11 protein-coding genes are annotated in these 12,247 nt (G+C 59.9%); 9 read left to right on the forward strand and 2 right to left on the reverse strand.

The annotated features are described in order from the left end of the window. Positions 1–58 precede the first annotated feature (58 nt). Both QYH43_RS18775 and QYH43_RS18780 read right to left on the reverse strand, forming a co-directional pair. On the reverse strand, positions 59–823 hold the full coding sequence (locus QYH43_RS18775; protein WP_301157782.1) for a TOBE domain-containing protein: 765 nt from the start codon (positions 821–823) through the stop codon (positions 59–61). A gap of 63 nt (positions 824–886) precedes the next feature. Continuing rightward, on the reverse strand, positions 887–1,627 hold the full coding sequence (locus tag QYH43_RS18780) for a ComF family protein (RefSeq protein ID WP_301157783.1): 741 nt from the start codon (positions 1,625–1,627) through the stop codon (positions 887–889). A 90-nt stretch (positions 1,628–1,717) separates the two neighbouring features. Here QYH43_RS18780 and bioB point away from each other — a divergent pair, with 90 nt between their 5' ends. The 9 genes from bioB (at position 1,718) to QYH43_RS18825 (ending at position 12,180) form a co-directional block, all read left to right on the forward strand. Beyond that, a complete protein-coding gene (gene bioB / locus QYH43_RS18785; RefSeq protein ID WP_095060384.1) occupies positions 1,718–2,773 on the forward strand; it encodes a biotin synthase BioB in 1,056 nt (351 codons plus the stop codon). 167 nt (positions 2,774–2,940) lie between these two features. Beyond that, positions 2,941–4,119: an 8-amino-7-oxononanoate synthase gene (gene bioF, locus QYH43_RS18790; RefSeq protein WP_301157784.1), complete on the forward strand. Its 1,179-nt coding sequence runs from the start codon at positions 2,941–2,943 to the stop codon at positions 4,117–4,119. Beyond that, positions 4,112–4,843, forward strand: coding sequence for an alpha/beta fold hydrolase (locus QYH43_RS18795; protein ID WP_301157785.1), 732 nt, complete (start codon positions 4,112–4,114; stop codon positions 4,841–4,843). The genes bioF and QYH43_RS18795 overlap by 8 nt, the downstream gene beginning before the upstream one ends. Continuing rightward, complete coding sequence (gene bioC, locus QYH43_RS18800; protein ID WP_301157786.1) at positions 4,836–5,648, forward strand: malonyl-ACP O-methyltransferase BioC; 813 nt, start codon at positions 4,836–4,838, stop codon at positions 5,646–5,648. Before QYH43_RS18795 ends, bioC begins: the two co-directional genes overlap by 8 nt. Further along, on the forward strand, positions 5,645–6,325 hold the full coding sequence (bioD, locus tag QYH43_RS18805; RefSeq protein ID WP_301157787.1) for a dethiobiotin synthase: 681 nt from the start codon (positions 5,645–5,647) through the stop codon (positions 6,323–6,325). Before bioC ends, bioD begins: the two co-directional genes overlap by 4 nt. A gap of 106 nt (positions 6,326–6,431) precedes the next feature. After that, entirely contained in the window at positions 6,432–6,728 is a 297-nt protein-coding gene (locus tag QYH43_RS18810; RefSeq protein ID WP_301157788.1) for a pyrroloquinoline quinone biosynthesis protein PqqE, read from the forward strand. 276 nt (positions 6,729–7,004) lie between these two features. Next, on the forward strand, positions 7,005–8,810 hold the full coding sequence (locus QYH43_RS18815; protein ID WP_095060377.1) for a phenylacyl-CoA dehydrogenase: 1,806 nt from the start codon (positions 7,005–7,007) through the stop codon (positions 8,808–8,810). Positions 8,811–9,008: 198 nt separating this feature from the next. After that, positions 9,009–10,298, forward strand: a complete 1,290-nt coding sequence (locus QYH43_RS18820; protein WP_301157789.1) for a GGDEF domain-containing protein — start codon at positions 9,009–9,011, stop codon at positions 10,296–10,298. Positions 10,299–10,383: 85 nt separating this feature from the next. Next, entirely contained in the window at positions 10,384–12,180 is a 1,797-nt protein-coding gene (locus tag QYH43_RS18825) for an acyl-CoA dehydrogenase C-terminal domain-containing protein (RefSeq protein ID WP_301157790.1), read from the forward strand. Positions 12,181–12,247: the final 67 nt, after the last annotated feature.

Raw genomic sequence — 12,247 nt, forward strand, 5'->3', positions numbered from 1 at the left:
TCCAAGCGGTTTTGCAGACACCTTAAAGAAGCGTGATGAAGGTTTTGTTGCAGATTGCTTAAAGCGGAGTACCCAGCAGTACATTGGACGGAGAAAACTCGATGCGCACGGATTTGCCGATTGCCAACCCCAACGTTTGTAGATGTGCGGGTTCGGCCAGGGCGCACAGCGTCAAACCGTTGGGCAGGGTGATGCGCACTTCGCTGGGGCCGTCGTCGGCGTCGAGAATCTTCTCGATGATGCCGGTCAGGCAATTGTTCCCGGGCGTTGCCTGGGAATCGACATCCAGCACGTCCAGCCAGCCAGCCTTGATCAAGGCCACGACTTCGGTGCCGATTTGCAGTTCCAGGCGTTGGGTGCTGTCGTGGGTGATTTGCGCCTCGATGATCACGTCTTTGCACACTTCGAGACGGATCAAGTCGTTGCGTCCTTGAGACCGGATCGCTGCAACCTTGCCGTGCAATTGGTTGCGAGCACTGGTTCGCAGCATCAAACGCCCGAGCAGATCAAGATCGCCTGCCTCTTCCGTGGCTTCCAGCACCTGAGCCTGCAGCGCTTGCAGCTTTTGATACAGGCGCAACACGCGCTCGCCCTCGCTGGACAGCCTGGCACCGCCACCGCCCTTGCCGCCGACAACCCGTTCTACCAGCGGTGTTTGCGCCAGGTTGTTCAGCTCATCGATGGCGTCCCAGGCGGCCTTGTAGCTGAGCCCCGCGCTTTTCGCGGCGCGGGTGATCGAGCCCTGTTCGGCGACGTGCTGCAACAGCGCGATGCGCTGCGGTCGGCGGACAATGTGCTGGGACAACAAGGTAGGCAGGGACATGGCAAGTCGCTTTGGGTTCTGACGATGGCGCAGACGTTGGCGGCTTGGCGTGCTGGCGTCAAGTCAGGACGTCTCGCCAGGTTTTGGCGTTCGGGCCAGGCAGTAAACGTCCACACGGGCGGCTCCGGCTTCCATCAGCAGACGGGCCAGGGCCTGGGCCGTGGCACCAGTGGTCAATACATCATCGACCAGGGCCAGATGTTGTCCCTTCACGACGGCATCGGGCGCCATCGCGAACGCATTGCGCAGGTTTTTCCGGCGCGCGTCGGCGTTCAGTGCCTGTTGCGCGTCGGTATCCTGAGTGCGCAATAACAACCGTTCGTCGACGGGAATGTCGAGGCTGGTTCCAAGCCAGCGAGCCAGCATCGCCGCCTGATTGAAGCCCCTTTTACGCAGGCGTCGGTTGGCCAAAGGAACGGGTATCAGCGCGTCGGGGCGATCCAGGTCGTCGGTGAAGCGATGTTGCAGCGATTGACTGACAAGTTCGGCGAGCAGGCGTCCAAATGGCCACTTGGCGTTGTGTTTGAAGCGCGTAATCAGGCTGTCGATCGGAAAGCTGTAGGTCCACGGTGCAATGACCCGTTCAAAGGCCGGAGGCCGCTGCAGACATTGGCCGCAGGTCAGGCCCGCAGCGGGCAAAGGCAGGGCGCAGGTCAGGCAATGATCGCCGAGCCAGGGCAGTTCGGTTTCGCAGGCCATGCAGATGGGTGTGATGTCTTCGGCGGGCTCGTTGCAAAGCAAGCACCGCTGTTTGTTTTTTAACCAGATGTAAACCGGTCCTGAGTATCGTGGTTGACAGCGCATCGCTCTTCCTTAAATATGCCGAACATCCGTGTTGCGCCTGTGGGTATTCCATTCCCCAGCCGCTGCCCAGCATAAATGAAGGAAACGCCCATGAGCGCCAGCACCACTGCAACCCTGCGTCATGACTGGTCTTTGGCCGAAGTCAAAGCACTCTTCGTACAGCCATTCAACGACCTGTTGTTCCAGGCGCAGACGGTGCACCGCGCGCATTTCGACGCCAACCGCGTCCAGGTATCGACCCTGTTGTCGATCAAAACGGGCGCCTGCCCGGAAGATTGCAAATATTGTCCGCAGTCCGGTCACTACAACACCGGCCTGGAAAAAGAAAAACTGATGGAAGTGCAGAAGGTCCTCGAAGAGGCCGCTCGCGCCAAGGCCATCGGTTCGACCCGTTTCTGCATGGGCGCGGCGTGGAAGCATCCGTCGGCCAAAGACATGCCTTACGTATTGAAGATGGTCGAAGGCGTGAAAGCGCTGGGTCTGGAAACCTGCATGACCCTCGGTCGCCTGGATCAGGACCAGACCGAGGCGCTGGCCAAGGCCGGCCTCGACTACTACAACCACAACCTCGACACCTCGCCTGAGTTCTACGGCAGCATCATCACCACCCGCACCTACAGCGAGCGCCTGCAAACCCTGGCCTATGTGCGTGAGTCAGGGATGAAGATCTGTTCCGGCGGTATTCTGGGCATGGGCGAATCCCTCGACGACCGCGCCAACCTGCTGATCCAGCTGGCCAACCTGCCGGAGCATCCGGAGTCGGTGCCGATCAACATGCTGGTGAAGGTTGCCGGTACACCGTTGGAAAATGCCGACGACGTCGATCCGTTCGACTTTATCCGCATGCTCGCGGTCGCTCGCATCCTGATGCCGCAATCCCACGTGCGCCTGTCCGCCGGCCGCGAAGCCATGAACGAACAGATGCAGGCCCTGGCGTTCTTCGCCGGCGCCAACTCGATTTTCTACGGCGAGAAACTGCTGACCACCGCCAACCCGCAGGCCGACAAGGACATGCAACTGTTCTCGCGTCTGGGCATCTTGCCGGAAGCTCGCGAAGAGCACGCCGATGAAGTTCACCAGGCTGCCATCGAGCAAGCACTGGTGGAGCAGAAGAGCAGCGAGCAGTTCTATAACGCGGCGGTTTGAAGCCTTCCATCGACTCCTCTGATTGGAGTGCGAAACCCTTGTAGGAGCTGGCTTGCCAGCGATAGCGGTCTGTCAGCTGATGGGTATGTCGAATCTGACGCCCTCATCGCTGGCAAGCCAGCTCCTACAGGTTCGGTGTCTACCTTGATTGTTTGTCCGAGGCCTGCATGTCTTTCGATCTCGCCGCACGCCTTGCTGCCCGTCGTGCCGAAAACCTCTACCGCCAACGCCCGTTGCTCGAAAGCCCCCAGGGGCCGCAAGTAGTGGTCGATGGCCAGCCGTTGCTGGCGTTCTGTAACAACGACTACCTGGGCCTGGCCAATCACCCGCAAGTGATCGAAGCCTGGCGAGAAGGCGCGTCGAAATGGGGCGTCGGTGGCGGGGCGTCGCATCTGGTCATCGGTCACAGTGGCCCGCATCACGCGTTGGAAGAAGCCTTGGCGGACCTCACCGGTCGCCCGCGGGCCTTGTTGTTCACCACCGGCTACATGGCCAACCTCGGTGCAGTCACCGCATTGGTCGGGCAGGGCGATACGGTGCTGGAAGACCGGCTCAACCATGCGTCGCTGCTCGATGCGGGCCTGTTGTCCGGGGCGCGGTTCAATCGTTACTTGCACAACGACGCCGTGAGCCTGGCCAAGCGCCTCGAGAAAGCCACCGGCAATACGCTGGTGGTCACCGACGGCGTGTTCAGCATGGACGGCGACATCGCCGACTTGCCGGCGCTGGCGCGGGAAGCCAAGGTCAAAGGCGCGTGGCTGATGGTCGATGACGCCCACGGTTTCGGGCCCTTGGGTGCGAACGGCGGCGGCATCGTCGAACATTTCGGTTTGAGCCAGGAAGACGTGCCGGTACTGGTCGGCACTCTCGGCAAAGCGTTCGGCACGGCCGGGGCTTTTGTCGCGGGCAGTGAAGAGTTGATCGAGAGCCTGATCCAGTTCGCCCGCCCGTACATCTACACCACCAGCCAACCGCCAGCCCTGGCCTGCGCCACGCTGAAAAGCCTGGAACTGCTGCGCAGCGAGCACTGGCGCCGCGAGCATTTGCAGACGTTGATCCGCCAGTTCCGCCACGGCGCCGAGCAAATCGGCCTGGAACTCATGGACAGTTTCACGCCCATTCAACCGATCATGATCGGTGACGCCGGGCGTGCGGTGCGTCTGTCGCAGATGTTGCGCGAGCGCGGACTGATGGTGACCGCGATCCGTCCGCCAACCGTGCCCGCCGGCAGCGCCCGACTGCGCGTGACCCTGACCGCCGCCCATACCGAGGCGCAGGTACAGCTATTGTTAGAAGGATTGGCCGATTGTTTTCAACAACTGGGACCGGAGCCGAACCATGCGTGATCGTCTGATTCTGCTGCCAGGTTGGGGTCTTGGTGTTTCGCCGCTCGAACCTTTGGCGGCGGCGTTGCAGGGGCTGGATGAACACCTGCGGGTCGAGATCGAACCGTTGCCGGAGCTGGCGTCGAGTGATCTCGAAGAATGGCTCGACGATCTCGATTCGACGCTGCCGCAGGACGCCTGGCTGGGTGGCTGGTCCTTGGGTGGCATGCTCGCTTCGGAATTGGCGGCGCGTCGCGGTGATCGTTGCTGCGGATTGCTGACGCTGGCGAGTAATCCTTCTTTTGTCGCCCATGAACAGTGGCCGAGCGCGATGCCAGGTGAAACCTTCGACGCGTTCCTGGCCGGCTGTGCTGCTGATTCACGCATGACCTTGAAACGTTTTTCGCTGCTTTGCGCCCAAGGCGCCGAAGACCCACGCGGGTTGTCGCGGTTGTTGGTCGGTGGTGCGCCGCATACGGCTGGCCCCGTGTTGATGAGCGGCCTGGGGTTGCTTGCTCAACTGGACACCCGCCAAGCCTTGCAGGCGTTCCGTGGCCCGCAACTGCACTTGTTCGCCGGCCTCGACGCACTGGTTCCGGCCGAAGCCACCGCAGAGTTGCTGGCATTGCTGCCGGATGTCGAAATCGGTCTGATTGAACAGGCCAGCCACGCGTTTCTTCTGGAAGACCCCCACGGTGTGGCGGGGGCGATCCAGGCTTTTTTGCATGAGTCCGGCGATGACTGATTTGTCTCTTCCCAACGCACCCGGCGGTCTGCCTGACAAGCGCCAGGTGGCGGCTTCGTTTTCCCGTGCGGCGTCGAGCTATGACAGCGTGGCCGAACTGCAACGTGACGTGGGCAGCCAATTGCTGAGCCGCCTGCCGGCAGATTTTATGCCGCAACGCTGGCTGGACCTGGGCTGTGGCACCGGGCATTTCAGCCGTGCGCTGGGTGAACGTTTTGCCGGTACTCACGGTGTGGCGCTGGACATCGCCGAGGGCATGCTCAACCACGCCCGGCCCTTGGGTGGCGCCACGCACTTCATCGCCGGTGATGCCGAGCGCTTGCCATTGCAGGACTCGACCTGCGATCTGATCTTCTCCAGCCTGGCGGTGCAGTGGTGTGCAGACTTCGGTTCGGTACTCAGCGAAGCCCATCGGGTACTGAAACCGGGCGGATTTTTCGCGTTTGCTAGTCTATGCGTAGGGACGTTGATTGAGCTGCGTGACAGTTGGCGTGAGGTCGACGGTATGGTGCACGTCAATCGCTTCCGTGAGTTCGGTGTTTATCAACAGCTGTGTGCGGACAGCGGTTTGCAGGTGGTCAGCCTGCAAACCCGTCCACATGTGTTGCACTACCCGGATGTGCGCAGCCTGACCCATGAGCTCAAGGCCTTGGGCGCACACAACCTTAATCCCGGTCGGCCGGGCGGCTTGACTGGCCGGGCGCGGATTCTGGGTTTGATCGAGGCTTATGAGCAGTTTCGTCAGGCCGAAGGTTTGCCGGCGACTTATCAAGTGGTGTACGCCGTTCTGGAGAAACCCTTATGAGCGCAGCCTATTTCATCGCTGGCACAGACACGGATGTCGGCAAAACCACCGTCGCGGCGGGGTTGCTGCACGCTGCGCGGTCGGCGGGTTTGAGCACGGCGGCGGGCAAGCCAGTTGCCTCCGGTTGCGCCGTCACGGCCAAGGGTTTGCGCAACGCGGATGCATTGGCACTGTTGGCGGAATGTTCGTTGCCGTTGACGTATGCACAGGTCAATCCGGTGGCGTTCGAACCAGCGATTGCCCCGCATCTTGCGGCGCGTGAAGCAGGTGTGGCGCTGACGGTGCAGTCGTTGTTGACACCGATGCGGCAGATCCTGGAGATGCAGGCCGACTTCACGTTGATTGAAGGTGCCGGAGGCTGGCGCGTGCCGTTGGCGGATCAGGATAATCTTTCTGATTTGGCGAAAGCCTTGGGCCTGCCGGTGATTCTGGTCGTCGGCGTGCGCTTGGGCTGCATCAGTCATGCCTTGCTGACGGCTGAGGCCATTGCTCGTGATGGTTTGCAACTGGCGGGATGGGTGGCGAATATCATTGATCCGAAAACTTCACGACTTGAAGAAAACCTGGCAACCCTCGCCGAACGCCTGCCAGCGCCATGCCTGGGGCGGGTACCGAAACTCAAGTCAGTGACGGCGGAAGCCGTGGCAGAACATCTTCAACTGGATTTGCTCGACTAGTTTTGCCTATGGCAAGGCACTATGCCATTAGTGTTTTTGACGGGCCTTTTTTTCACAGGTCTGCTTCAATGCCCACTGTTGATCCTTTGCAAGGACGAGTTCTCCCATGGAAATCTCAGGAAACACCGCTTTTTATGCCGGTCTGAGCACCATTCAGACAGGGCAGAATCGCGTCGATCAGGCTGCCGGGCAGATCGCCAACACCACCCTTGAGCGTTCGGTCACCAGCCAGTCTTCCGAGGCGCAGGTTGATCGCCTGCGTTCGGTTGATCGCAGTCAGCAATCGGACCTCGCCAGTAATGTCGTCGAAATGTCCCAAGGAAAGTTTCAGGTCGAACTGGGCGCTAAAATCGCCAAGGCGTCCGATGAAGTGCTGGGAACGTTGATCGACACCTTTGCTTGATGCCTCTCTGAGTCCGCCCCCTCAACGCCGCGCCTGTTCGCGGCGTTTTTCTGCGTAAGTCCTTCTTCCTCAACTAATCTTTTTTAATCGACGGATCGCTTTTCAGCGCTGTCGCGTCGTTGCGTGGCTGTGTGTTTTGAGGGTCGATGACGAACGGCAAAAGATCGATGCTTGACAAGAATTCGGCGTAAACGTATGTTTCAAACAACTGTTTGATCGCTACAACAAATCAACGCGGTCGTTCATTCCCGGTTACATCAGCAGAGGTTTATCGCTATGCCTGACTACAAGGCCCCCTTGCGTGATATTCGCTTCGTTCGTGACGAGCTGCTCGGCTACGAAGCGCACTATCAGAGCCTTCCGGCGTGTGCAGACGCAACACCGGACATGGTTGACGCCATTCTCGAAGAAGGCGCCAAGTTTTGTGAGCAGGTACTGGCTCCGCTGAACCGTGTGGGCGACCTTGAAGGCTGCACCTGGAGCGAGTCCGGCGTTAAAACCCCGACTGGCTTCAAAGAAGCGTACAAGCAATTCGTAGAAGGCGGCTGGCCAAGCCTGGCTCACGATGTTGAGCACGGCGGCCAAGGCCTGCCGGAGTCCCTGGGTCTGGCGATCAGCGAAATGGTCGGCGAGTCGAACTGGTCGTGGGGCATGTACCCAGGCCTGTCGCACGGCGCGATGAACACCATCTCCGAGCACGGCACCCCTGAGCAGCAAGAGGCCTACCTGACCAAGCTGGTTTCCGGCGAGTGGACCGGCACCATGTGCCTGACCGAGCCGCACTGCGGCACCGACCTGGGCATGCTGCGCACCAAGGCTGAACCTCAGGCCGACGGTTCCTACAAAGTCTCCGGCACCAAGATCTTCATCTCGGCCGGTGAACACGACATGGCCGACAACATCGTCCACATCGTGCTGGCCCGCCTGCCGGATGCACCGGCTGGCACCAAAGGCATTTCGCTGTTCATCGTGCCGAAGTTCATGCCGAACGCCGATGGTTCGGTTGGCGCACGTAACGCTGTGTCTTGCGGTTCCCTGGAACACAAGATGGGCATCCACGGCAACGCCACTTGCGTGATGAACTTTGATGGCGCGACCGGTTTCCTGATCGGTCCGGCGAACAAAGGCCTGAACTGCATGTTCACCTTCATGAACACCGCACGTCTGGGTACCGCGCTGCAAGGTCTGGCCCACGCCGAAATCGGTTTCCAGGGCGGCTTGAAGTACGCTCGCGACCGTCTGCAAATGCGTTCGCTGACTGGCCCGAAAGCGCCGGACAAAGCCGCTGACCCAATCATCGTGCACCCTGACGTACGCCGCATGCTGTTGACCATGAAGGCATTCGCCGAAGGCAACCGTGCGATGGTTTACTTCACTGCCAAGCAAGTCGACATCGTCAAGTACGGCGTGGACGAAGAAGAGAAGAAGAAAGCCGACGCGCTGCTGGCGTTCATGACGCCAATCGCCAAAGCCTTCATGACCGAAGTCGGTTTCGAGTCGGCCAACCACGGCGTGCAGATCTACGGCGGCCACGGCTTCATCGCCGAGTGGGGCATGGAGCAGAACGTTCGCGACAGCCGCATTTCGATGCTGTACGAAGGCACCACCGGTATCCAGGCACTCGACCTGCTGGGCCGTAAAGTGCTGATGACTCAAGGCGAGGCTCTGAAAAGCTTCACCAAGATCGTCCACAAGTTCTGCCAGACCAACGAAGGCAACGAAGCGGTTCAAGAGTTCGTCGCACCGCTGGCTGCACTGAACAAAGAGTGGGGCGAGCTGACCATGAAGGTCGGTATGGCTGCCATGAAAGATCGCGAAGAAGTCGGCGCGGCCTCCGTGGACTACCTGATGTACTCCGGTTACGCCTGCCTGGCCTACTTCTGGGCTGACATGGCACGCCTGGCTGCCGAGAAACTGGCTGCCGGCACCGCGGACGAAGCGTTCTACACGGCCAAGCTGCAGACCGCGCGCTTCTACTTCCAGCGCATCCTGCCGCGTACCCGTTCTCACGTCGTAACCATGCTGTCGGGCGCCAACAACCTGATGGACATGAAAGAAGAGCACTTCGACCTGGGCTACTAAGGCCTGGTGAAGCACTCCAAAAAGCCGCTGTTCCTTAGGGATCAGCGGCTTTTTTGCTTTAAAGATGGTCGGTGAAATTGAAGCGGGCGACACCCTTTTAAAAAATACCTCAGTAATTCACTCAGCAACTCGGGGTTTCTGCCGTTACAGTGGTGGGCACAATGCCATCTCCTGAATAGACGGGTCGGAGCTCTACCCTTGCTGCGTTCTTCCGCTGTACGTTTCAGTCATTTCCTACCGTCATTACTGCTGCTGTTGGCGGGGCTCGCGGCTGCATACGTCAAGGATCTCAACGTTTTCTTCACGTCGCTGTTCAACGTCCTGCCGACTCTGGTTTTACTGCTCGGCGGTGCTTATTGCGCGGTTTACCGACGCCAGCGTGAGCTGTTTCTGATGGTCACGGTGTACATCGCCTACTTCCTGCTCGACACCCAGACCGACTATTACCGCGACAACGGCAAGGTGCGCGATGACGCCGCCGTGGTCTTTCATTTGTGTTGTCTGCTGCTGCCGTTGCTGTTTGGCATTTTCGCCGCGTGGCAGGAGCGCACGCATCTGTTCCAGGACATGGTGGCGCGTTTTGCCGTGTTGCTGGCGGTGGGCAGCGTGGCTTTGGCGCTTGAGCAAAGTTATCCCCATGCGTTGCTGATCTGGCTCTCGGAGATTCGCTGGCCCGCATTGCACGGTGCCTGGATGAGCTTGATCCAGTTGTCTTATCCGGTGTTCATCGCCGCATTTTTATTGCTGGCTTATCAGTACTGGCGCAACCCACGCCCCCTGCATGCCGCGCAATTGGTGGGCCTGCTCGGGTTGTTCTGGATGCTGCCGAAAACCTTCATCCTGCCGTTCACCCTGAACATCATGTGCAGCCAGGTGATGTTGATGATCGCCGCCGCCGTCGCCCACGAAGCCTATCAAATGGCCTTCCGCGACGAGCTGACCGGGTTGCCGGGCCGTCGCGCGCTGAACGAGCGCATGCAGCGGTTGGGTCGCAACTACGTGGTGGCCATGAGCGACGTCGACCACTTCAAGAAATTCAACGACACCCACGGTCACGACGTCGGTGACCAGGTGCTGCGGTTGGTGGCCAGCAAGTTGTCGAAAATCGGCGGCGGCGGTAAGGCATATCGTTACGGCGGTGAGGAATTTGCCCTGGTGTTTGCAGGCAAGACCCTCGAAGAGTGCATGCCGCATCTTGAAGTCATCCGCGAGTCCATCGCCACTTACAACATTCAACTGCGCAATCCGGACAGGCCACAGGACGACCATCAGGGTCGGCAACGTCGTGCCGGTGCCGGCGCTTCGAGCGTGTCGGTAACGGTCAGCATCGGCGTCGCCGAACGCATCGAGCAGCGCACCCCGGAAGAAGTGCTCAAGTCCGCTGACCAGGCGCTCTACAGCGCCAAGGGTGCGGGGCGAAACTGCGTGATGGCGTTCGGTCAGAACCGCCGTGGCGCCGTGCGTATGGAAGCCGCTACGGTTGAGTGATGATGGCGCATTCAGCGTCTGGACTGTGATTGTGAGGCTGGGTCGACGGCAGTAGGTTGGAGCAATCTGCTGACGGAGAATGACCATGCCCGACTACAAAGCTCCCTTGCGCGATATGCGCTTTTTGATCGATCACGTCTTCGATTTCCACGGCAACTACGCCGCGCTGGGGGCGACCGACGCCAGCCCGGACATGGTCAATGCGATCCTCGAAGAAGGGGCGAAATTCTGCGAGAACGTCCTCTCGCCGCTCAACCGCAGTGGTGATGAAGAAGGCTGCCATTTCGACAACGGCGTGGTCACGACGCCCGCAGGGTTCAAGCAGGCTTTTGCACAATATGTTGAGGGCGGCTGGCATGGGCTGGCGGCGGATCCGGTCTACGGCGGCCAGGGTTTGCCAAGCTCGCTGGGGCTGGTCATCAGCGAAATGGTCGGTTCCAGCAACACCTCTTGGGGCATGTACCCGGGCCTGACCCACGGCGCCATGTCGGCCATTCACGCCCATGGCACCGAAGCGCAAAAAGACACTTACCTGAGCAAGCTCACCGCGGGCCAATGGACCGGCACCATGTGCCTGACCGAAGCCCATTGCGGTACCGACCTGGGCATCATCAAGACCCGCGCCGTACCTTCTGCCGATGGCAGTTATGCGATCACCGGCAGCAAAATTTTCATCTCTGCCGGCGAGCACGACATGAGCGACAACATCATTCATCTGGTGCTGACAAAGTTGCCGGATGCGCCAGCCGGGACCAAGGGCATTTCGCTGTTTATCGTGCCCAAGTTCTTGCCCGATGCAGCGGGTGAAGCGGGCGAGCGCAATGGTGTGTCTTGCGGTTCGATCGAACACAAAATGGGCATCAAGGCCTCGGCTACCTGCGTGCTGAATTTCGACGGTGCCAAGGGCTTCCTGATCGGCGAGGCGAACAAGGGCCTGAACTGCATGTTCACCATGATGAACCACGCACGCCTGGGCACCGGCATGCAGGGGTTGTGTCTGGGCGAAGCGAGTTTCCAGGGAGCGATCAAGTACGCCAACGACCGCTTGCAGATGCGTTCGCTGACCGGCGCGAAAGCCCCGGAAAAAGTCGCAGACCCGATCATCGTGCATCCCGATGTGCGACGGATGTTGCTGACCATGAAGGCCTTCAACGAGGGCAATCGGGCGCTGACGTATTTCACTGCACAATTGCTCGACGTGGCGCACTTGAGCCCGGATGCAGCCGCGCGCCAGGACGCAGAAGACCTGTTGGCCTTCCTCACGCCGATCTGCAAAGCCTTCATGACCGACACGGGCCTGGAAGTCACCAACCACGGCATGCAGGTGTTTGGCGGCCACGGGTTCATTCGCGAATGGGGCATGGAACAGTTGGTTCGCGACTGCCGGATCGCGCCGATCTACGAAGGCACCAACGGCATTCAGGCGCTGGATCTGCTCGGTCGTAAAGTCCTTGGCAGCCAAGGCAAACTGTTGCGGGGCTTTACCAAAATCGTCCATAAATTCTGTGAGGCAAATGCCGAGCACCCACAACTGGCCCGTTATGTCGCACAGCTCAAAGGGTTGAACCAGCAATGGGGCGAGTTGACCGCTCAGGTCGGTATGGCCGCGATGAAAAACCCCGACGAAGTCGGTGCCGCGTCGGTGGATTACCTGATGTACAGCGGTTACATCATCCTCGGCTATCTATGGTTACGGATGGCGTTGGTCGCTCAGGCGCAGCTCGATAGCTGCACCGGCGATGCCGATTTCTGCCGGGGCAAACTCGCCACCAGCGAGTTCTACTTCAAGCGCTTGTTGCCGCGAACCGCCGCTCATCGGGCAGCCATCGAGGCGGGCAGCGATTGCCTGATGCAACTGCCAGCGGAGTTGTTCGCGCTTTAATTAGTTTTCAATCCTTAGACGATCGCAGCCTTCGGCAACTCCTACCTTGATTGGCGTAGGAGCTCGG

This window comes from Pseudomonas sp. C32 (assembly GCF_030417915.1).
GTDB lineage: Bacteria > Pseudomonadota > Gammaproteobacteria > Pseudomonadales > Pseudomonadaceae > Aquipseudomonas.

Excerpts from the sequence above, each read along its gene's own strand:
- QYH43_RS18775 (WP_301157782.1), bottom strand. The coding sequence starts at position 823 with ATGTCCCTGCCTACCTTGTTGTCCCAGCACATTGTCCGCCGACCGCAG.
- QYH43_RS18780 (WP_301157783.1), bottom strand. The coding sequence starts at position 1,627 with ATGCGCTGTCAACCACGATACTCAGGACCGGTTTACATCTGGTTAAAA.
- bioB (WP_095060384.1), top strand. The coding sequence starts at position 1,718 with ATGAGCGCCAGCACCACTGCAACCCTGCGTCATGACTGGTCTTTGGCC.
- bioF (WP_301157784.1), top strand. The coding sequence starts at position 2,941 with ATGTCTTTCGATCTCGCCGCACGCCTTGCTGCCCGTCGTGCCGAAAAC.
- QYH43_RS18795 (WP_301157785.1), top strand. The coding sequence starts at position 4,112 with ATGCGTGATCGTCTGATTCTGCTGCCAGGTTGGGGTCTTGGTGTTTCG.
- bioC (WP_301157786.1), top strand. The coding sequence starts at position 4,836 with ATGACTGATTTGTCTCTTCCCAACGCACCCGGCGGTCTGCCTGACAAG.
- bioD (WP_301157787.1), top strand. The coding sequence starts at position 5,645 with ATGAGCGCAGCCTATTTCATCGCTGGCACAGACACGGATGTCGGCAAA.
- QYH43_RS18810 (WP_301157788.1), top strand. The coding sequence starts at position 6,432 with ATGGAAATCTCAGGAAACACCGCTTTTTATGCCGGTCTGAGCACCATT.
- QYH43_RS18815 (WP_095060377.1), top strand. The coding sequence starts at position 7,005 with ATGCCTGACTACAAGGCCCCCTTGCGTGATATTCGCTTCGTTCGTGAC.
- QYH43_RS18825 (WP_301157790.1), top strand. The coding sequence starts at position 10,384 with ATGCCCGACTACAAAGCTCCCTTGCGCGATATGCGCTTTTTGATCGAT.